General features: G+C 65.3%; 16 protein-coding genes and 2 pseudogenes. 6 read left to right on the forward strand and 12 right to left on the reverse strand.

The window, feature by feature from the left end:
- The first annotated feature begins 54 nt into the window (after window positions 1-54).
- The 3 genes from KAK11_RS02215 (at window position 55) to KAK11_RS02225 (ending at window position 1,701) form a co-directional block, all read left to right on the forward strand.
- A complete protein-coding gene (locus KAK11_RS02215) occupies window positions 55-327 on the forward strand; it encodes a YlcI/YnfO family protein (protein WP_210805702.1) in 273 nt (90 codons plus the stop codon).
- Window positions 324-644 carry a type II toxin-antitoxin system RelE/ParE family toxin gene (locus tag KAK11_RS02220; RefSeq protein ID WP_210805704.1) on the forward strand — a complete coding sequence of 107 codons (321 nt, stop codon included), beginning with the start codon at window positions 324-326 and terminating at the stop codon, window positions 642-644. Before KAK11_RS02215 ends, KAK11_RS02220 begins: the two co-directional genes overlap by 4 nt.
- Window positions 645-1,149: 505 nt before the next feature.
- Window positions 1,150-1,701 (forward strand): hypothetical protein, encoded by a 552-nt coding sequence (locus tag KAK11_RS02225; protein WP_210805705.1) that lies wholly within the window; start codon window positions 1,150-1,152, stop codon window positions 1,699-1,701.
- Window positions 1,702-1,851: 150 nt separating this feature from the next.
- Here KAK11_RS02225 and KAK11_RS02230 read toward each other — a convergent pair whose 3' ends face one another.
- The 4 genes from KAK11_RS02230 to lptA all read right to left on the reverse strand — a co-directional run bounded on the left by KAK11_RS02230 (window position 1,852) and on the right by lptA (window position 6,306).
- A complete protein-coding gene (locus tag KAK11_RS02230) occupies window positions 1,852-3,258 on the reverse strand; it encodes a THUMP domain-containing class I SAM-dependent RNA methyltransferase (RefSeq protein ID WP_210805707.1) in 1,407 nt (468 codons plus the stop codon).
- Between the two features lie 16 nt (window positions 3,259-3,274).
- Window positions 3,275-4,807: an RNA polymerase factor sigma-54 gene (locus KAK11_RS02235; RefSeq protein WP_210805709.1), complete on the reverse strand. Its 1,533-nt coding sequence runs from the start codon at window positions 4,805-4,807 to the stop codon at window positions 3,275-3,277.
- A 150-nt stretch (window positions 4,808-4,957) separates the two neighbouring features.
- Window positions 4,958-5,722 (reverse strand): LPS export ABC transporter ATP-binding protein, encoded by a 765-nt coding sequence (gene lptB, locus KAK11_RS02240; protein ID WP_210805711.1) that lies wholly within the window; start codon window positions 5,720-5,722, stop codon window positions 4,958-4,960.
- Entirely contained in the window at window positions 5,719-6,306 is a 588-nt protein-coding gene (gene lptA, locus KAK11_RS02245; protein ID WP_210805713.1) for a lipopolysaccharide transport periplasmic protein LptA, read from the reverse strand. The genes lptB and lptA overlap by 4 nt, the downstream gene beginning before the upstream one ends.
- Window positions 6,307-6,406: 100 nt before the next feature.
- Here lptA and KAK11_RS02250 point away from each other — a divergent pair, with 100 nt between their 5' ends.
- Entirely contained in the window at window positions 6,407-7,243 is an 837-nt protein-coding gene (locus KAK11_RS02250; protein ID WP_210805715.1) for an urease accessory protein UreD, read from the forward strand.
- Between the two features lie 15 nt (window positions 7,244-7,258).
- Here the strand turns inward: KAK11_RS02250 and KAK11_RS02255 are convergent, their stop codons facing one another.
- The 6 genes from KAK11_RS02255 to urtA all read right to left on the reverse strand — a co-directional run bounded on the left by KAK11_RS02255 (window position 7,259) and on the right by urtA (window position 13,873).
- Complete coding sequence (locus KAK11_RS02255) at window positions 7,259-7,909, reverse strand: hypothetical protein (protein WP_210805717.1); 651 nt, start codon at window positions 7,907-7,909, stop codon at window positions 7,259-7,261.
- 245 nt (window positions 7,910-8,154) lie between these two features.
- Window positions 8,155-8,859, reverse strand: coding sequence for an urea ABC transporter ATP-binding subunit UrtE (urtE, locus tag KAK11_RS02260; protein WP_210805719.1), 705 nt, complete (start codon window positions 8,857-8,859; stop codon window positions 8,155-8,157).
- A gap of 6 nt (window positions 8,860-8,865) precedes the next feature.
- Window positions 8,866-9,750 (reverse strand): urea ABC transporter ATP-binding protein UrtD, encoded by an 885-nt coding sequence (gene urtD / locus KAK11_RS02265; protein WP_210805721.1) that lies wholly within the window; start codon window positions 9,748-9,750, stop codon window positions 8,866-8,868.
- Window positions 9,747-10,895 (reverse strand): urea ABC transporter permease subunit UrtC, encoded by a 1,149-nt coding sequence (gene urtC / locus KAK11_RS02270; protein WP_210805723.1) that lies wholly within the window; start codon window positions 10,893-10,895, stop codon window positions 9,747-9,749. The genes urtD and urtC overlap by 4 nt, the downstream gene beginning before the upstream one ends.
- A 1-nt stretch (window position 10,896) precedes the next feature.
- On the reverse strand, window positions 10,897-12,489 hold the full coding sequence (gene urtB / locus KAK11_RS02275; protein ID WP_210805725.1) for an urea ABC transporter permease subunit UrtB: 1,593 nt from the start codon (window positions 12,487-12,489) through the stop codon (window positions 10,897-10,899).
- Window positions 12,490-12,604: 115 nt separating this feature from the next.
- Window positions 12,605-13,873 (reverse strand): urea ABC transporter substrate-binding protein, encoded by a 1,269-nt coding sequence (gene urtA, locus KAK11_RS02280; RefSeq protein WP_375140659.1) that lies wholly within the window; start codon window positions 13,871-13,873, stop codon window positions 12,605-12,607.
- Window positions 13,874-14,095: 222 nt separating this feature from the next.
- Here urtA and KAK11_RS22125 point away from each other — a divergent pair.
- Window positions 14,096-14,173, forward strand: a pseudogene (locus KAK11_RS22125) (type II toxin-antitoxin system TacA family antitoxin); the annotation flags it as partial.
- 44 nt (window positions 14,174-14,217) lie between these two features.
- Window positions 14,218-14,544, forward strand: a pseudogene (locus KAK11_RS02285) (GNAT family N-acetyltransferase); the annotation flags it as partial.
- A 29-nt stretch (window positions 14,545-14,573) separates the two neighbouring features.
- On the opposite strand, the gene KAK11_RS02290 reads toward KAK11_RS02285, so the two are convergent.
- A complete protein-coding gene (locus KAK11_RS02290; RefSeq protein ID WP_210805727.1) occupies window positions 14,574-15,533 on the reverse strand; it encodes a response regulator transcription factor in 960 nt (319 codons plus the stop codon).
- On the reverse strand, window positions 15,530-19,069 hold the full coding sequence (locus tag KAK11_RS02295; RefSeq protein WP_210805729.1) for a hybrid sensor histidine kinase/response regulator: 3,540 nt from the start codon (window positions 19,067-19,069) through the stop codon (window positions 15,530-15,532). Before KAK11_RS02295 ends, KAK11_RS02290 begins: the two co-directional genes overlap by 4 nt.

Genomic DNA, 19,069 nt, shown 5'->3' on the forward strand with positions numbered 1-19,069 from the left:
GCCTCAACGGTCGCGAGCCGCTACAGTGATGCATCGCAATTGCAACGCAACGCCATGAAATCCGCCACCCTGCCCTCCTTGCGCGTCGATGCCGCCTTGCGTGAAGCGGCCGAAGGCGTGCTGCAAGAAGGTGAGTCGCTCAGCAGCCTGATCGAAACCGCCGTGCGAGAGACCATCTACCGTCGGCAGGCTCAGGCCGCCTTCATTGCAAGGGGGCTGCAAGCGCGTGAAGAGGCTCGCGGCAGCGGCCTTTACTTTGAAGCGGCCGAGGTGCACCAAGCGCTGCAAGAGCGCTTGGACGCACGGCGCAAAAAGGTGCTGGGATGAAGGGCCCCATTGCGGTGCGCTACAGCGCCGCAGCGCGCGACGACCTGTTCAGGCTCTACGACTTCTTGCTGGACCGCGCCCAAACGGCTGAAGACTTCGACGCCGCCCAATCCACCATCGACGCCTTGCGCCGAGAGGTGGAGCAGCACTTGAGTCATCACCCCTTTATCTGCCGCAAAGTCGGAGATAACCCGTTTTTAAGGGAACTGATTATCCCGTTTCGGCGCGGAGGCTATGTCGCTCTATTTGAGATTGAAGACGCTCACACGGTGAGCATCTTGGCGCTGCGGCATCAGCGTGAAGAGGACTATCACTGAGCGACGCTCATGGAGCCGCGTCATCCCCACCCTGATGAATGGCCCCCCGCACTACGCATAAGCGATGTCACAAAGATTGAAGCGGTCTATGCAGACACAACAGCGTGCAAAAACGAAACCATGGGTCCGACTAGCCCTTGTGGCCTTGCTTTTTGGCTGCCTTACCGTCGCATATCTTGCAACGAGACCCAGCGGGACGGCATCGACCACGCTGCCGCAAAGCAGCCCATCCATTGAACCTTCTCTTGATGTGAGACCGTCCCCTGTTCCGACTGCAAGCGCAACGGACCTGGCGCTGACAACAGGCCCCACCCCGAGTACACCAACGGCACCTCCTACGCAGGGCGGCCGCAAAGACCTGCTCAATGAGAACCTGGCAGAGTTGTTCCGGCAGGCGCTAGAGGCCAAGAACCCAGATGATCGAGCGTTAGCTTTCTGGGTAGGCTCGCATTGCTCGGGATTCGCATTCGGCGAGGCGAATGCTCCAGTGTCTGAGGAGGACTTGATGACCTCCTATGGTTTACAAGCTGATCAGGCCAAGAAGATATTGGAGCGCCGGACGGCAGCGAGAAGTCAGATGAAAAGGCTTTGCAGCACGGGTGACGCAAGCGGCTTCTTTGATGCGCTGAAGAATCTCAGCAAACCAGGGGCACCGTCGACCGGGATCATCATGACGCGGATTGAGGGACTGAACAATGCGGATGGGCTGTATAGGCAACAGCATATCCAAGCGCTTACACAGATGTTGGCCTCACCGAGCCAATACCCAGCCCAATTCGACCGATGGCTCGACTCTCCGGGCTTCTCAAAAGTAGCAAAGAACATCGGGGTGCCGACTGGTGCCGTGTCCTTCATTGGCGACGCACTCATGGCCCGCTTTGGCCTAGAGCAAATGTTGAACTACCGGAGAACGCGGCGGTGCATCGGATTCTTCAGATGCTTCACCGCCAACGAACTGCCAGAAGCTCAGCAGACCACCGTGGAAGCTGCTGCTGATCAGCTAGAGATGCTGATCCGCACCCAACGCTGGGATGTCCTCGTGGCACAAGGGGACTGAACACCATTGAATCGCAACAGGCTTTGAAGACAGTCCCCTGCAAGACCCTTTGGATGCGTGTCGCTAAGGCGTGTCGGGATAAAGGGGCCGTTTACGCAGCGCTACTGCGCTGCTCCACCCCAGCATGAAGACACGGACGCTGAGCGCCCTTCACTGCGCCCCGTCTTCTCCACCCTTGCGATTGCCCCCCGCCACCATGTCAAAGCGGAACATGCGGCATTCGATGGCGCCGTTCCACAAGGGCACGCGGCGGCTTTCTTTGAGGCGCATCAGGCTGGGCAGCTTGGGCTCTGGCGTCAGCACCCACGCGGTCCAGCCGGTGTATTGCTTTTTCCAGTGGGCCGCAAGGCGGGCGTAGAAGTCGCTGGCGTCGGCTGCGCCTTCGAAGGCTTCGCCGCCGTCTTGACGCGGTGCGGGTTGGCGCTCGCGGGCATAGCGGTCGCCATAACGATCCTCTTCACGCGGCGCATAGGCTTGTGAGCCTTGGCCCTTGGGCGCAATGCGCTCGCCGTAGGGTGGGTTCATCAGCAGGGTGCCGCGCTCGGCAGGGCAGGGGCGCTGCAAGGCGTCGGCCGTTTTGAACTCGATGGCCCCGGCTACCCCAGCGCGCTCGGCGTTGCGGGTGGCAAAGTCGGTCATGCGGAAGCTGACATCACCGGCCCAGATGGGCACGGCGGGGGCGTGGATGGCGTCTTGCGCTTGCTCGCGCAGGCGTCGCCAGGCGGGCAGGTGCTCGCGGAAGGGCAGCAGGCGCTCAAACGCGAAAGCGCGGTTCAGGCCGGGGGCAATGCCGCAGGCCACTTGGGCGGCTTCGATGGCAATGGTGCCGGCACCGCAGCAGGGGTCGAGCAGGCCGCCGTCTTGTTCGCGGCCGTGCCAGCCCGCCGCAGCCAGCATGGCGGCAGCCAGGGTTTCTTTGAGTGGGGCCTCGCCTTTGACTTCGCGCCAGCCTCGCTTGAACAAGGCCTCGCCTGAGAGGTCCACGCTCAAGGTGGCGTGCTCGGGGCCGAGGTGCAGCACCAGCGATAAATCGGGCCGGTAGGTGTCCACGCTGGGGCGCTCGCCGCACAGCTCGCGCAGGTGGTCGCAGACCGCGTCTTTGATGCGCAGCGACGCAAAGTTCAGGCTGCGCAGCGGCGAGCGATAGGCCGAGGTGTCCACACGCAGGGTTTGGCGCGGGGTGATCCAGGCCTCCCAGCGCACACCACGCGCGATGTCGTAGAGGTGGTGCTCGTCTTCATAGCGGCCCGAAGCCACTTGCCACAGCACGCGCTGGGCCAGGCGGCTGCCGAGGTTCAGGCGCATGGCGGTCTCAACGGCCGCGCTGGCGGGTGGGTCGATGTAGACCCCGCCCCGGCTGGCTTCGATCACCATGCCTTGGGGCAAGAGGCGCGCGCACTCTTCCGCCAAGAAAGGCTCGACACCGGCCGCACAGGGCAGGAACAGCGAGCCCCCGGGCGGCGGCTCGACCCGCTCTGGGCGGTAGGAGCCGGGCGCGTTAGCCTCGCGGGGAATGCGGCGGGGGCCACCGGGCGGGCGGGTAGGAGGTGCGGTCATGTCGAGGTAGCGTGGCTCAAAGAGCCTTGCGCAGGTTGGCGGGCGCAATCTTCAGCGCCTCGCGGTATTTGGCCACGGTGCGGCGGGCGACCTGGATGCCTTGCTCTTCGAGCATGTCGGCGATCTGGCTGTCGGAGAGCGGCTTGGTGGGCGACTCGGAGGCCACGAACTGCTTGATCAGCGCCCGCACCGCCGTGCTGGACGCATTGCCACCGGCCTCGGTGTTGAGCGAAGAGCCGAAGAAGTACTTCAGCTCAAACGTGCCTTGAGGCGTGGCCATGTATTTGGCCGTGGTCACGCGCGAGACGGTGGACTCATGCAGGCCCAGCTCATCGGCAATCTCGCGCAGCACCAGGGGCTTCATGGCGATTTCGCCATGGGTGAAGAAGTTCTTCTGCCGCTCGACAATGGCTTGGCTGACGCGCTGAATGGTCTCAAAACGCTGCTGGATATTGCGGATGAACCAGCGTGCTTCTTGCAAGCGCGTGGCCAAGCCGCTGTTGTTGCCGCCGCGCTGGCCGCGGATGGCCTGGGCATAGAGGTCGCTGATGCGAAGCTTGGGCATCACGTCGGGGTTGAGCATCACGCGCCACTGGCGGCCGGCCTTGACCACGATCACGTCCGGGATGACCACCAAGCTTTCGGCCGGCACAAAGGGGCGGCCGGGCTTGGGCTCGCAATGCACGATGAGCTGCTGCGCGGCCTTCACGGTGGCCTCGTCCACGCCGGTGGCGGCGGCCAGCTTTTTCAAGTCGCGGCGGGCCAGCAGCTCCAAGTGTTCGGCCGCAATCTTCAGCGCACAGGCACGCGGCCCGCTGGGCGGGTGTTGCAACAGTTGCAGCTTCAAGCACTCGGCCAGGTTAGCCGCGCCCACGCCGCAGGGCTCCATGCTTTGCAGCCACTTCAGGCCGCAGCGCAATTGGCTCAGGAGGTTGTCGCGGCCCTCTTCGTCGGTAATCTCCAAGTAGTTGGCGACGCGCTCGGCAATGTCTTCTAACGATCCATCTAAGTAGCCGTCTTCATCGAGCGACTCAATCAGCACCTCCACCGCGGCGGCGTCTTCAGCATCCAGGCGCATGCCGCGCAGCTGCAGGCGCAGATGGTCTTGCAGCGTGGGGCCTGAATGGTCGCGCTCGGTGGGCTCGAAGTCGTCATCACCCGAGCCGCTGCCAGCGTTGCTGGGCAGCTCGCGAATGCCATCAAAGTCGTCGCGCTCGGTGCCGTTTTCCCAGTCGTCGCGGCTGGTGGTGCCAAAGTCGGCGCTGTCAATGCCGCCATCGTCGCTGCCGCTGGCGGTGGGCTCGCTGCCCACGGCCTCGCCCGCGCTTTCATCGCGCCGCTCTTCGCTGCTGGGGGCGCTGGGCGCGGCAGGCGTGTAGTCTTGCACCGGGCCTTCGTCGTCCGGCTCCAAAAACGGGTTTTGCTCCAGCATCTGCTCCACCTCTTGGTGCAGCTCCAGCGTGCTGAGCTGCAACAGCCGAATCGACTGCTGCAACTGCGGCGTCAGCGCCAGATGCTGAGACAGGCGGACCTGTAAGGTGGGCTTCATGAGCGATGCGACCTACAAACAGCGAGGTCAGATGCCACAGCGTTGAAGCGGGGGGCAGACAACAGCGCCGCAGCGCCGGGCCGCCCCCAAGCAAGGCGCTGGCCCCCTCGGGGGGCCGGGACAACAAGGTTGGACCGGGGGGCGCTCATGTCACATGCGGAAGTGTTCACCGAGGTACACGCGGCGCACGTCCGGGTTCTCGATGATGACGTCCGGCGTGCCCTCGGCCAGCACCGCGCCTTCGCTGATGATGTAGGCGCGGTCGCAGATGCCCAGGGTCTCGCGCACGTTGTGGTCGGTGATCAGCACGCCAATGCCGCGCGCTTTGAGAAAGCCGATGATGCGTTGGATCTCGATCACCGCAATCGGGTCGACGCCGGCAAAAGGCTCGTCCAGCAAGATGAAGCGCGGCTGGGTGGCGAGCGCCCGGGCAATCTCCACGCGGCGGCGCTCACCACCAGAGAGCGCAGGCGCGGGGGAGTCGCGCAGGCCCGTCAGGCTCAGGTCGTGGAGCAGGCCATCCAACTGGGCTTGAATCTCAGCCGCGGGCAGCGGCCGGCCATTGGGGCCAATCTGCAACTCCAGCACCGCGCGGATGTTTTCATCCACCGTCAGCTTGCGAAAGATCGAGGCCTCTTGCGGCAGGTAAGACAGCCCCAAGCGCGAGCGCTGGTGGATGGGCATGCGGTGCACCGGCGTGCCGTCAATATGGATGGTGCCGGCATCACAGCGCACCAAGCCCACCACCATGTAGAAGGTGGTGGTCTTGCCTGCGCCGTTGGGGCCCAGCAAGCCAACCACCTCACCCGCACCCACTTCCAGATGCACCTTTTGCACCACCGTGCGGGCGCCATAGCTCTTCCTCAGCCCCTCGGCCCGCAAGAGGCTGGGGGCTGCTGCCGGCGCGGTGCTCATCGTGAGGCCCCAGAGGCTGCAGAGGCCGCAGGCTCGGCGGGAGACTCCCGCGGCACAAACACCAACCGGGCTCGGCCCGGTGCGCCTGTGGCCGTGGTGCCGCCTTCAAAGGTGATGGTGTCGGCCCGCTGGTCATAGACGATGGCCGAGGCACTGGCCTCGTCCGACGCCGCCCCAGCGCGCAGCAGACGCAGCTTGGCATTGCCGATCAGGCGCACGCGCTCGGTGGCGCCGTCGTATTCAATGCGGTCGGCCTGGCCTTCGATGAACTCTTCAACCTTGTCGCGCTTTTGGCGGAACACCGCCAAACGGCCCGAGCCTGCTTGGGCGGTGGCCAGGTAGCGCCCGGCGGCGTCTTCTTTGATTTCCATGCGGTCTGCACGGATCAAGAGCGTGCCTTGGCTGACCGAGACATTGCCCTGCAAGGTGGTGGTCTTCTTGGCCAAGTCCACCGACACGGCCTTCTGGTTGTCGCTCTCCACCACCAAGGGCTTGGTGCGGTCGGCCTTTTCAGCCCAGGCTGAGCCCGCAGCAGCGGTCCAGACAGCCAAGGCCAGCAACAAGCGAGAGGATGGGCGGGTCATGAAAATGGGTAAGGCACGAAAGTTGCATAGGATTCTAATGGCCTGAGCTTCCCATGCCCAAGTTCTTCAACGATTCCCTCCGGCCCCTGCGCTGACCTCTATGCCCTGGCTCGCCACCCTCGACCTGCGCTACACCCTGGACGCCCAAGGCCGCACCATCAGCCAAGAGCAACACAGCGGCCCGATGCGGGTGTTGCAACGCCTCTACCCAGAAGGCCCGGCCCTGGCCCAGCATGTGCTGCTGCACCCGCCCGGCGGCCTGGTGGCAGGCGACAGCCTGACCCTGAGCGTGCACCTGGCCGCCCAGAGCCAAGCGCTGATCACGACGCCAGGGGCGGCGCGTTTTTATCGCAGCGAGGGCGAGCCCGCCCTGCAAGCCGTGCACCTGCACCTGGCCGAGGGCGCGCAGCTGGAGTGGCTGCCCATGGAGACCCTGGCCTACCCTGGCTGCAAGGGCCGCAACGCGCTGACCATGCACCTGGCCCCCGGTGCGCGCCTGCTGGGCTGGGACGTGCTGGCCCTGGGCCTGCCGGCCGCCGAGCAGCCCTTTCTCCACGGCGACATCCACCAGCATCTGCAGTGGCCCGGCGTGTGGCTGGAGCATGGCCAGATCAACGCCCAGGACCAGGCCCTGATGCACGGCCCCACCGGCTTGGCCGGCCACAGCACCCTGGGCACCTTGTGGCTGGCCAGCGGCAGCCCCTGGACCGAGGCCGAGCGCGAAGCCCTGTTGGACGCTGCCCGCAGCGTGTTGGGCCAAGCGCCGCACAGCAGCCTTCTGTGTGGCGCCACCTCGCCCGACCCGCGCCTCATCGTGCTGCGCGCCGTGGCTCACCAAGTCGAGCCCCTGATGAACGCCCTGCGCGCCGTGCGCCTGGCCTGGCGGCCCATGGCGCTGGGGCGGGCGGCGGTGGAGCCGCGGGTGTGGCGGATGTGAAAAGCCGGTGCCCCCTCAGGGCTCCTTCACGCCTTGAGCCTCTGCCCAGGTGAACTCAGGACGGTTTTCACAGGCCGGTGACCCCGGGTTCGCACGGCATTGCGCAGCCACTAAGCCGCTGTTGGGGGCATACATCAAGGGGTCAAACTGACCTGTTGAGGACTGCAAAAACGTCCGCGGCCCACCCGCGTCAGCGGGGACCATCAGTCCAACACCCACCATCACCAGCGTCTTGCCCTTGCGCGCATTGATCGTCACCGGCATGCCAAACTGGCTGGCATCGGCATAGAGCACGGCATAGCTCGCCCCCGCAGGCCGCCGGGCGACCCAGCCCACCTCCTGAAACTCGCCGCCTTCGCGAAACACCACCGGCCGCGCCGCCACACCCTCGGCCAGCACTTGTTTAGCGGCATCCAACCAGACCAAGCGCGGCGCAATCACCCGTTTCTCACCAAAGGGCGATTGAGGTGAATAGATGCCTGTGCGGCACTCAGAGTCACGCCGATGCCCGTCCCCCGCATTGGCCGGCATCAAGACGAGCTGCTTCTGCTTGAACTCGGTCAGATCGAGCGCTGCAAAGCGGCTGCGGCCCGTTGGAAAGTCATAGCTGGGCGCTTCAGGCCCGACTGTCAGGGGCTCGGACGGCTTGGGCTTGGTGAAGCTCATGCCTGCATAAGACGTACAGCAAGGCTTCGACTTGGCCAAGCTTTCCTCTAAGGCCACATCATTGATCGTCCCGGCACGACAACCCGGACGATTGCTGTCATTCATCGGGCCGCCAAGGCTGGCACACCCTCCCATCAACACGACAGACACGCCCAACGCAACAAACGAAAACCTCATCACCAACCTCCTCTGTTTTGGAGTGGTGATTTTGCCCGCCTACACCCCGCCTTAAGGGATCTCGCCCTTCAAATTGCCAAGCGCCCCCGCACCCCTTCGGCCTCCATGTCCCGGCCCCGGCCGCGCTGCACCACCTCGCCACGCTCCATCACCAGGTAGTGGTCGGCCAGCTCGGCGGCGAAGTCGTAGAACTGCTCCACCAGCACCACGGCCATGCGCTCGCCGCGCCAGCCCACATCGGCCAAGCGGCGCAGCACGCGGCCGATGTCCTTGATGATGCTGGGCTGGATGCCTTCGGTGGGCTCATCCAAGATCAACACCCGGGGCCCGGCGGCCAAGGCGCGGGCAATGGCGAGCTGCTGCTGCTGGCCGCCAGAGAGATCGCCGCCGCGGCGGTGCAACATCTGCTTCAACACCGGGAACAGCTCAAACAGCTCATGCGGAATCGGCTCGCGGCCTGACTTGGGGGCCAGGCCCATGCGCAGGTTCTCTTCGACCGTGAGGCGGCCAAAGATCTCGCGGCCTTGGGGCACATAGCCCACACCGGCGCGGGCGCGCTCATAGGGTGGCGCATGGGTGATGTCGCGTTGGCCTAAGCGCACACTGCCGCTCTTGACGGGCACCACGCCCATCAGGCTTTTGAGCAGCGTGGTTTTGCCCACGCCATTGCGGCCCAAAATGACGGTGATGGCGCCGGCCGGGGCCTCCAGGCTCACACCACGCAGGATGTGCGAGCCGCCGTAATACTGGTGAAGTTGTTCGACCTTGAGCATGCTGCGTCATCTCCCCAAATAGACTTCGACGACCTTGTCGTTGGCCTGCACTTGGTCCAACCGCCCCTCGGCCAGCACGCTGCCCTCGTGCAGCACCGTGACCTTTTTGAAGCCCTGGGTCAGCGTGGCGACAAAGCTCATGTCGTGCTCCACCACCACCAAGGAGTGCTTGCCTTCCAGGGTCAAGAACAGCTCGGCCGTGCGTTCGGTTTCTTCATCGGTCATGCCAGCCACCGGCTCATCCAGCAGCAGCAGCTTGGGCTCTTGCATCAGCAGCATGCCGATCTCCAGCCACTGCTTTTGGCCGTGGCTCAAGAGTCCGGCTTGCAGGTCCGCCAAGCGGCGCAGGTGGGTGAGCTGCAGCACCTCGGCCATGCGGTCGAGATCCGCACTGTTGAGCTTGGCGCGCAAGCTGGCCCGCGCACGACGGTCGGCTTTGAGGGCCAGCTCCAGGTTCTCAAACACACTGAGTGGCTCAAAGACCGTGGGCTTCTGAAACTTGCGGCCAATGCCGATCTGCGCGATCTCGTTCTCGCGCAAGCGCAGCAAATCGATGTTGGCGCCGAAGCTGGCACTGCCTTGTTGGGGCCGAGTCTTGCCGGTGATCACATCCATCATCGTGGTCTTGCCCGCGCCATTGGGGCCGATGATGCAACGCAGCTCGCCCACGTCCACCGTCAGGCTCAGTTGGTTCAGCGCCTTGAAGCCGTCGAAGCTGACGGTGATGTCTTCCAGGTAGAGCGCCACACCATGCGCAAAGTCAGGCTGCCCGCTGGCCAGCACGCGGCCAAAGGCGGCCTCGCGGTCACCCGAGCGCGTGGCTTTGGGCGGCATGGCCGCCGAATGGGCCTCGCGCTGGCGGGCACCGGCTTCCAAGAGTTCGGGGGTCATGCGCGGCTCTCCGGGCTGGCGTCGGTCCTTGCGGGCTCAGCGCTGGCCGCAGATCGGCCTCGCCACTTGTGCTGCAGGCTCTGCCACAAGCCCATCAATCCCTGTGGCAAGAACAAGGTCACGGCAATGAACAAGGCCCCCAAGAAATACAGCCAGAATTCAGGCACCACTTGGGTGAACCAGCTCTTGGCGCCATTGACGAAGAAGGCGCCCACAATGGGGCCGATCAAGGTGCCGCGCCCCCCCACTGCCGCCCAAATGGCCATCTCGATGCTGGCGGCCGGGCTCATCTCACTGGGGTTGATGATGCCGACCTGCGGCACATACAGCGCGCCGGCAATGCCGCACATCACCGCACTCAAGGTCCAAATGGCCAGCTTGTAGGCGATGGGGTCGTAGCCGGTGAACATGACCCGCGTCTCGGCATCACGAATGGCCTGCAGCACCCGGCCAAACTTGCTGCGCGTGAGCCAGCGGGCCAGCAAGAAGAAGCCCACCAGCGTGAGCCCCGTCAGCACAAACAGCACGGTGCGGGTGCCCGGGTGCGACAGCGAGAAGCCCAGGATGCGCTTGAAGTCGGTGAAGCCGTTGTTGCCGCCAAAACCGGTTTCATTGCGGAAGAACAGCAGCATGGCCGCAAAGGTCATGGCCTGGGTGATGATGCTGAAGTACACGCCCTTGATGCGCGAGCGAAAGGCGAAATAGCCAAACACCCAGGCCAGCGCGCCGGGCACGGCCACCGCCAGCAGCAGCTGCAATGCAAAGCTGTCAGACCAGGCCCAATGCCAGGGCATTTCTTTCCAATCGAGAAAGACCATGAAGTCGGGCAAGTCGCTCTTGTAATTGCCCTCGCGGCCAATCTCGCGCATCAGGCCCATGCCCATGGCATAGCCACCCAACGCAAAGAACAGGCCATGGCCCAGCGACAAGATGCCGGTGAAGCCCCAAATCAAGTCCATGGCCAGCGCGCAGATGGCGTAGCACATGATCTTGGCCGTCAGGCCCAGCGCATAGTCGCTGAGGTGAAACACGCTGCCCTCGGGCACCACCAGGTGCAGCAGCGGCGCCAGCACCGAGGTGCACAGCACAGCCGCCACCACCGCGCCCCAAGCCGGGCGGGAGAGAAAAGGTTGGGTTGGCATCATCTCAATGGCCCTCGGCGCTGCGGCCCGTCATGGCAAACAAGCCTTGCGGACGTTTTTGAATGAAGATCACGATGAACACCAGCACCATGATCTTGGCCAGCACCGCACCGGCCAAACCTTCCAGCACCTTGTTGATCACGCCCAAGCCCAGCGCCGCCACCACCGTGCCTGCGAGTTGGCCCACGCCGCCCAGCACCACGACCATGAAGCTGTCGACGATGTAGGTCTGGCCCAGATCAGGCCCGACATTGCCTACTTGGCTCAGGGCGCAGCCCGCCAAGCCGGCCAGGCCCGCCCCCAGCGCAAAGGCATAGGTGTCGATGCGCGCGGTGGGAATGCCCACGCAGGCCGCCATGCGGCGGTTCTGGGTGACGCCGCGCACAAACAGGCCCAAGCGTGTCTTGGCCATCAGCAGCGCCACACCCGCCAGCACCCCCACCGCAAACACGATGATGGCGATGCGGTTGTAGGGCAGCGTCAGGTTGCTGGCCACGGCGACACCGCCGCTGAGCCAAGCGGGGTTTTCCACGGGCACGTTTTGGGCCCCAAACAGCGAGCGCACGGCCTGCATCAGCACCAGGCTGATGCCCCAGGTGGCTAACAGCGTTTCTAAGGGGCGACCATAGAGCCAGCGGATCACCGTGCGCTCCAGCACCGCGCCCACCAGGGCGGCCGTCAAAAAGGAGGCCGGCACGGCCAGCCAGAGGTAGTGGTCAAAGGCCGCCGGTGCGAATTGGCGGGTCAGGTTTTGCACCACATAGGTGGCGTAGGCGCCAATCATCATCAGCTCGCCATGGGCCATATTGATCACACCCATCAGCCCGTAGGTGATGGCCAGGCCCAGCGCCACCAGCAGCAAGATGGAGCCTAGCGAGAGGCCGGTGAACAAGACGCCCAAACGCTCGCCCCAGGCCAGGCGATCTTCAATGTCTGAAATGGCCCGGCGCAGCGCCGAGCGCAGCTCGGGCAGGCTCTCTGCGCTCGGGTCCAAGCGCTCTTGCAGCAGGCTGCGCACCTGGGCTCGGTCGCTCAGGGCCAAGGTGGCGATGGCCGCCTTGCGCAGCTCGGGGGCAGGGTCGCTGAGCTGCAGGGCCGCACGCAGCTCGGCCAACTCCGCCTTCTGCGCAGGGTTGGTTTCTTGGGCCCAGGCTTTATCGATCAGGGGCGCTTGCGCGGGGGTCAAAGCTTCCCCTTGCAAAGAGGTCAAGGCAGCGCGCCGCTGAGCCAGGTCTGGCGCCAGCAGTTGCAGCGCAGCCTGCACGGCTTGCAGAGCCGAGCGCAGGCGGTTGTTGTTGATCACGTCTTGGGCATCAGCGGGGAGGCTGGCAGGCGCACCGCTGCTGGCCTCCACCGCTTGCCCGTCGGGCTTGACGATCAGCACCTGCGTGGGTGTGAGCTTGACCGCATCGTCCAGCAAGGCCTGCACCAAGCGGGGCAGGCCCGCATCGGCTTGGGCCGAGGCCTCGGCCAGCGCGGCCAGGCGGCTGTCGGTGTCGCCTGCCGCGATGGCGCGGGCTTGGTCGGGGGTCAGGGCCTGCGCGGGGGCCCAGGCCGCCAACAGCAAGGCGGCGGCCCACACAAGTCGTTTGAACATGAATGATCCAGTGAAGCGTCGTGGGGCCGTTCCGGGCTGAGCCTGTCGAAGCCCTGCCCTTCGACAAGCTCAGGGCGAACGGAGGCGGGACAGACTCAGGGCCAGTGGTGACGACTTACTTCTTTTCCGGAACGTTCTTCTTGCCCTTGTTCTCGGCGATGTAGTCGCTCCAAGGGTCCGCCACCACGGGGCCTGGGGTCTTCCAGACCACGTTGAACTGGCCATCGGCCTTCACCTCGCCGATGAACACGGGCTTGTGCAGGTGGTGGTTTTCTTTGTCCATGGTGGAGGTGAAGCCGCCGGGGGCGGTGAAGGTCTGGCCGGCCATCGCGGCGATGACCTTGTCGGTGTCGGTGCTCTTGGCCTTGGTCACGGCCTGCGCCCACATATTGATGCCGATGTAGGTGGCCTCCATCGGGTCATTGGTCAGCGGCTTGTCCTTGTGGCCCGCAATGCCCTTGGCTTTGGCATAGGCACTCCACTTCTTGACGAACTCGGTGTTGGCCGGGTTCTTCACGCTCATGAAGTAGTTCCAGGCTGCGAGGTGGCCGACCAGGGGCTTGGTGTCCACGCCGCGCAGCTCTTCTTCACCCACGCTGAAGGCCACCACGGGCACATCGGTGGCCTTCAGGCCTTGGTTGCCCAGCTCCTTGTAGAAGGGCACGTTGGAGTCGCCGTTGATGGTGGAGATCACCGCCGTCTTCTTGCCTTCAGAGGCAAACTTCTTGACCTTGGCGATGATGGATTGATAGTCGGAGTGGCCGAAGGGCGTGTACTCCTCGATGATGTCGGCCTCCACCACGCCCTTGCTCTTCAAAAAGGCGCGCAAGATTTTGTTGGTGGTGCGGGGGTAGACATAGTCGGTGCCCAGCAGCACAAAGCGCTTGGCCGAGCCGCCGTCTTTGCTCATCAGGTATTCCACCGCGGGAATGGCCTGCTGGTTGGGCGCCGCACCGGTGTAGAACACGTTCTTGCTCAGCTCTTCACCTTCGTACTGCACAGGGTAGAACAGCAGCGAGTTCTTTTCTTCAAACACCGGCAGCACGCTCTTGCGCGACACCGAGGTCCAGCAGCCAAACACCACAGCCACCTTGTCTTGGTCGATCAGCTGCTTGGCCTTCTCGGCAAACAACGGCCAGTTGGACGCCGGGTCCACCACCACGGGTTCGAGCTTTTTGCCCAGCACACCGCCCTTGGCATTGATCTCATCAATCGCCATCAACACGGTGTCCTTCAACACCGTCTCCGAGATGGCCATGGTGCCGGACAGCGAGTGCAGCACGCCAACCTTGATGGTGTCGGCCGCCTGGGCCAGCGAGGTGAACCCCAGGGTGCAAGCGGCAGCGGCCAGGGTGGTGAGGGAACGACGGGACAGCTTGATCATGATGAGGAGGGCTCCAAGAGTGAGGACAAGAGGTCTGCTGAGGTCTGACATCAACAGGCTCAAGCCTAGGGGGAACCCTGAAGGGAGGCCATACGCACAGTGGCGTAGGGCGGTCGCGCGCACCGCTCGTCACCCACTCAGGCCCATCTCACTTGTATTGACAACAGATACACGCTCCAGCCAGCATTTGTATTTCTGTTGTGATGACACCAGAAAGCTGCCATGCGTGTCGCTGCCATCAATCTCCGTGCACTGCCCGAGCAACGTGACCTCATCGAACACGCGGCGCAATTGCTGGGCATTGCGGCGAGCCGGTGCTGGATGAATGGCTCAAGCGTCGCGCGATGGTCAAGCAGGTCAGCGGCGCCAGCCGCACCTTTGTGGCGGCCGATCCAGCGCAGGGTGTGTTGGGCTACTACGCCCTGGCAGTGGGTGTCGTGTCCCACCAGCAAGCCACCGGCGGGGTGCGCAGAAACATGCCGGCCCCGGCGCCCGTCCTGGTTCTGGCCAGACTGGCGGTTGATCGCCGCGCTCAAGGCATCAAGCTGGGGGGCTCACTGCTGCAGGATGCTGTCCACCGCGCCCTCACCGTGGCACAGCACACAGGTGTTCGTGCCCTGCTTGTCCATGCACTGCACCCGCACGCCAAGCGGTTCTACGAGCACTACGGATTCCAGGCCTTGCTCCGGCGAGCATCCCCTCACGCCACCACCCCGCCCCTCACCTTTCCCAGCGCCATCGCCGCTGCGGCGGTGCGGGTCTCCACCCCCAGCTTCTCGAACACATGCTCCAGGTGCTTGTGCACGGTGCGGGGGCTGGTGCCGAGGATCTCGCCGATGTCGCGGTTGGTTTTGCCTTGGATGACCCAGTAGAGGACTTCGCTCTCGCGCGCGGTGAGCGTGGGGTGGGCTTGCATCAGCGATTGCAGCAGTGCGGTCTCTGAGGCCTCGCGCAACACAAGCAGCCATTGGCCTTCGCTGCCCGCCTCGTCGTCCATGGCGTGCAGCGCAAAGTTCAGACGCTTGGGGCCGCGTGTCACGGTGAAGGTCAGGCCTTCGGCACCGCCCCTGCGGCGCAAGGCTTCACGGGCGATCCAAGCCATCAGCTCAGGCGGCATCGCGACCTCTGGCGCATCGGGGAAGTACTCGCGCATCAGCTCGCGGGCCAGGCTGGTTTGCCACAGGCGTTGGCCACGGCGCTCGCTGACCACCAAGGTGGCGTGGCCGAAGGCATCGAGCGCATGTTGGGCCTGGCGCTGGGCGCGCGCGGTGTGCAGATGGGCGGCGATGCGGGCCAGCACCTCGCGCGGGCGCAAGGGCTTGGTCACATAGTCCACGCCCCCGGCGGCAAAGGCGGCCAGCACATGTTCGGTGTCGGTCAGGCCGGTCATGAACACCACGGGGATCGCGGCGGTGCTGGGCTCGGCCTTGAGGCGGCGGGCCACTTCAAAGCCGTCCATGCCGGGCATCACCGCGTCCAGCAAGATCAGGTCCGGCTGGGCTTGCGCGGCACGCTGCAGCGCGGCCTCGCCATGGGTGGCCACCAGCACGGTGTAGCCGGACTCGTCCAGCGCATCGTGCAGCACGGCCAGGTTGTCGGGGATGTCGTCGACGATGAGCACGACATCATCGCGAGGGTCATCAAAGTTCGGGGCGCTCATGGAGGGCTTTCGTCGGGGAGTCGGTCAGGGCGGCCTGGATGCAGGGCGGCGTTCACCGCCTTACTCAGGGCGTCCAAGGCATAGCGGTCGGCCAGGCTGCGCCAGGGCTGCCACAGTGCGCTGCTGGCGGGGTGCTGGGTGGCCAGGTCGGCCAAGGCGCGCTGCACGCCGCGCACATGGCCGCGGGAGAGCGCGTGTTGCAGGGGGCGCAGGTCGGCGTCTGCGGGCAGGGTGGCGGCAGGCGCAGGCCCTTCGACAAGCTCAGAGCCAACGGCAGCGGTGCCGGTGCTTGTCGCCTCGGGCGCGTCCTGCCACACCAGCGCCAAACGGCGCTCCAGCCAGGCCAGCAGCTCGCTCAGTCGCACCGGCTTGACCAAGAAGTCGGCGCTGTCAAAGGGCACGGCATGGTCGAGTCCCTTATCAAAGGCATTAGCTGAAATGATGGCCAGCGGTGCTTCGCTCAAGCCCTGCTCGCGCAGTCGGCGGATGGTCTCCCAGCCGTCGATGCCGGGCATGGCCAGGTCCATGAAGACGGCGTCGGGGCTGAACTGAGCGAGCGCTGCCAGGGCGGCCTCGCCGCTGGCGGCTTGCTCGATCTGAAAGCCCAGCGGCGCCAAGCAATCGCGCAGCAGTTGGCGGTCGGCAGCTTCGTTGTCCACCACCAAGATGCAGGGCGCACGGCCCTCGGGCGTGGTGGCGCGGCGGGCCTGCCGCGCAAACGCCGCTGTGGCCGCAGACGCCAAGGCGGGCGGAGCCGCCAGCTCAGCGCGCACCTCGGGCAAGAAGAGCTTGAGGCTGAACACACTGCCCACGCCAGGCTGGCTGCGGGCGCTCATCTCGCCCCCCATCAGGTCGGTGAGCATTTTGCTGATGGTCAGGCCCAGGCCTGTGCCGCCCGCCGCCACCGCACCCGCCGCAGAGCCGCGCACAAAGGGCTCGAAGACGCGGGCCAGCTCGGCCTCGCCCATGCCGGGGCCGGAGTCTTCAATCTCGATGCGGGCCATCTCGCGCGCATAGCGCACGCGGAACACCACGCGGCCCGCGTCGGTGAACTTCACCGCGTTGCCCAAGAGGTTGAGCAAGATCTGGCGCAGGCGGCGCTCGTCGCCACGCACCACGTCCGGCAAGCCAGGGGCATCACACTCAAAGCGAATGCCTTTGGCCTGCGCCTGCAACTGCATCATGCTGGCCAGCTCGGCCACGCCGTCGGCAAAGCGAAAGGGGGCGACCTGCAACTGCAGCTTGCCGGCTTCGATGCGGGCAATGTCCAGCGTGCCTTCGATCAGGCTGAGCAAATGGTCGCCGCCGCGGCGGATGACGCTGACGGCCTGGCGGCGGTGGGCCGGCAAGGCGGGGTCGTCTTCCAGCAATTGGGCATAGCCCAAGATGCTGTTGAGTGGTGTGCGCAGCTCGTGGCTGATGGTGGTGATGTAGCGGGTCTTAGCCTGGTTGGCCTGGTCGGCCTGCTCGCGCGCACGCTGCAGTTGCAAGTCCGTTTGGCGGTGGGCGTCGATCTCGCGCATCAGGGCTTCGGTCTGGCGCTCAGACTCAGCCTCGGCCGTACGGCGGCTGTGCTGGGCCAACACCCACCACCACGCCGCCACGCCCAAGCCTAAGCTCAGCAAGGCCGCCAAGATCAGCATCGCATGGCGCAGAGCTGGGCCCAGCGCCGTGGCAGCGTCGCCCAGCACGCGCAGCTCTAGTTGGTACAGCAGGGCCAACACGGCCGCCGTGGCGGGTAACAGCCACATCAGGCTGAGCAGATAGCGGCCCAGCACACTGGTGGGCGCCGGCAAACCGCGCTGCGGCCAAGCCGCCTGCACCAGGCGCCAGCCCCAGTGGCTGAGGCGGGCTTCAGGCGGCTTGCAGCGGTCGTGGCAGCGGGCGTCCAAGGTGCAGCACAGCGAGCAGATGTGGCCACCATAGGCCGGGCAGGTGGCCATGTCTTCGGCCTCATAGTGGCGCTCGCACACCACGCAGCGCCAACGCTGTCCAGCAGCCACGGCCTCGGGCTGGCGCGCCAGGGCCGGGTGCCGGCGCCACAGCCAGCCCAGCAGCGGCGTGGCCAGCAGCGCAATGGCCCCGGCCAGCGCCCCCGAGAAGGCCTGCGGATAGGCACCGAACACGCCCAGGTGCGCCAACACCGAGAGCGCAGACGCCAGGCCAAACGCCCCCACCCCCACCGGGTTGATGTCGGGCAGATAGGCACGGCGAAACTCCAGGCCCTTGGGCGACAGGCCCAGCGGCTTGTTGACCACCAAGTCGGCCACCACCGTCATGAACCAAGCGATGGCGACGTTGGCATACAAGCCCAGCACCTGCGACATCACGCTGAAGACTTCCAGCTCCATCAGCAGCAACGCAATGCCGGTGTTGAACACCACCCACACCACACGGCCCGGGTGGCTATGGGTCAGGCGCGCAAAAAAGTTGGACCAGGCCAGCGAGCCGGCATAGGCATTGACCACATTGATCTTGAGCTGGGAGATCACCACAAACAAGGCGGTGACCGCCACCGCCCATTGCGGCTTGCTGAAGACCTGCTCCCAAGCGGCCAGGTACATTTGGTTCGGGTCCACCGCGCGCTCGGCCGGGATGCTGTGGCCCAGCACCAGAGTGGCCAACAAGGCCCCGCCCAGCATCTTCAACACGCCGGGCACCACCCAGCCGGGGCCACCCAGGGCCACCGCCCACCACCAGCGCCCCGCACGGCCGGGCTCAGGGGCAGGCATGAAGCGCAAGGTGTCGGCCTGCTCGCCCATCTGGGTGATGAGCGCCATGCCCACCGTCCAGGCCGCGCCAAAGGCCAGGGCGTCAAAGCCCCACGCCCCATTGGCCGCGGGCGTCTGCACCAGGCGCTGCACCAAGTCGGGGTCTTGCCACAGCACCACGGCATAGGGCGTGAGCAACAAGAGCAGCCACAGCGGCTGGGTCCAAACTTGAAGGCGCGACATGGCGCTGATGCCGTGCAGCACCAGGGGCAACACCACCAGCGCGCAGAGCAAATAGCCCCAGGCGGGTGGGATGTCCAGCGCCAGCTCCAGCGCATAGGCCATCACCGCCGCTTCCAGTGCAAAGAAGATGAAGGTGAAGCTGGCGTAGATCAGCGAGGTGAGCGTGGAGCCCAAGTAACCAAAGCCCGCGCCGCGCGTCAGCAAGTCCATGTCCAGGCCGTGGCGCGCCGCCATCACGCTGATGGGCCAGCCCGCCAAGGCCACCACCAAGCCGGTGGCCAAGATGGCCGCAAAGGCATTCACAAAGCCGTGCTGCAAAAGCAAGGTGGCCCCGATCAGCTCCAGCACCAAAAAGGACGAGGCGCCGCCAAAGGCGGTGTGGGCCACGCGGCTGGCACTCCAGCGCCTGAAGGAGCGCGGGGTGAAGCGCAGCGCGTAGTCCTCCAGCGACTCCTCGGTGACCCAGCGGTTGTAGTCACGGCGCAGCGTCACCACCCGCTGGTGCGGGGTGTGGGGGGCGGGGGCGGACTCGGGCTTCACGCACAGCGCTGTATGCAGGATGCGCGCCACCCTGGCACTCAT

This window comes from Ideonella paludis (assembly GCF_018069865.1).
Lineage (GTDB): Bacteria > Pseudomonadota > Gammaproteobacteria > Burkholderiales > Burkholderiaceae_C > Ideonella > Ideonella paludis.

Bases quoted from the DNA above. Each gene is read 5' to 3' on its own strand.
- lptB (WP_210805711.1), bottom strand. From the start codon at position 5,722: ATGAGCACCGCGCCGGCAGCAGCCCCCAGCCTCTTGCGGGCCGAGGGG.
- urtB (WP_210805725.1), bottom strand. From the start codon at position 12,489: ATGTTCAAACGACTTGTGTGGGCCGCCGCCTTGCTGTTGGCGGCCTGG.
- KAK11_RS02235 (WP_210805709.1), bottom strand. From the start codon at position 4,807: ATGAAGCCCACCTTACAGGTCCGCCTGTCTCAGCATCTGGCGCTGACG.
- KAK11_RS02290 (WP_210805727.1), bottom strand. From the start codon at position 15,533: ATGAGCGCCCCGAACTTTGATGACCCTCGCGATGATGTCGTGCTCATC.
- urtD (WP_210805721.1), bottom strand. From the start codon at position 9,750: ATGACCCCCGAACTCTTGGAAGCCGGTGCCCGCCAGCGCGAGGCCCAT.
- KAK11_RS02215 (WP_210805702.1), top strand. From the start codon at position 55: ATGAAATCCGCCACCCTGCCCTCCTTGCGCGTCGATGCCGCCTTGCGT.
- KAK11_RS02220 (WP_210805704.1), top strand. From the start codon at position 324: ATGAAGGGCCCCATTGCGGTGCGCTACAGCGCCGCAGCGCGCGACGAC.
- urtC (WP_210805723.1), bottom strand. From the start codon at position 10,895: ATGATGCCAACCCAACCTTTTCTCTCCCGCCCGGCTTGGGGCGCGGTG.
- KAK11_RS02295 (WP_210805729.1), bottom strand. From the start codon at position 19,069: ATGAGTGCCAGGGTGGCGCGCATCCTGCATACAGCGCTGTGCGTGAAG.
- KAK11_RS02225 (WP_210805705.1), top strand. From the start codon at position 1,150: ATGACCTCCTATGGTTTACAAGCTGATCAGGCCAAGAAGATATTGGAG.
- lptA (WP_210805713.1), bottom strand. From the start codon at position 6,306: ATGACCCGCCCATCCTCTCGCTTGTTGCTGGCCTTGGCTGTCTGGACC.
- urtE (WP_210805719.1), bottom strand. From the start codon at position 8,859: ATGCTCAAGGTCGAACAACTTCACCAGTATTACGGCGGCTCGCACATC.
- urtA (WP_375140659.1), bottom strand. From the start codon at position 13,873: ATGATCAAGCTGTCCCGTCGTTCCCTCACCACCCTGGCCGCTGCCGCT.
- KAK11_RS02230 (WP_210805707.1), bottom strand. From the start codon at position 3,258: ATGACCGCACCTCCTACCCGCCCGCCCGGTGGCCCCCGCCGCATTCCC.
- KAK11_RS02255 (WP_210805717.1), bottom strand. From the start codon at position 7,909: ATGAGCTTCACCAAGCCCAAGCCGTCCGAGCCCCTGACAGTCGGGCCT.
- KAK11_RS02250 (WP_210805715.1), top strand. From the start codon at position 6,407: ATGCCCTGGCTCGCCACCCTCGACCTGCGCTACACCCTGGACGCCCAA.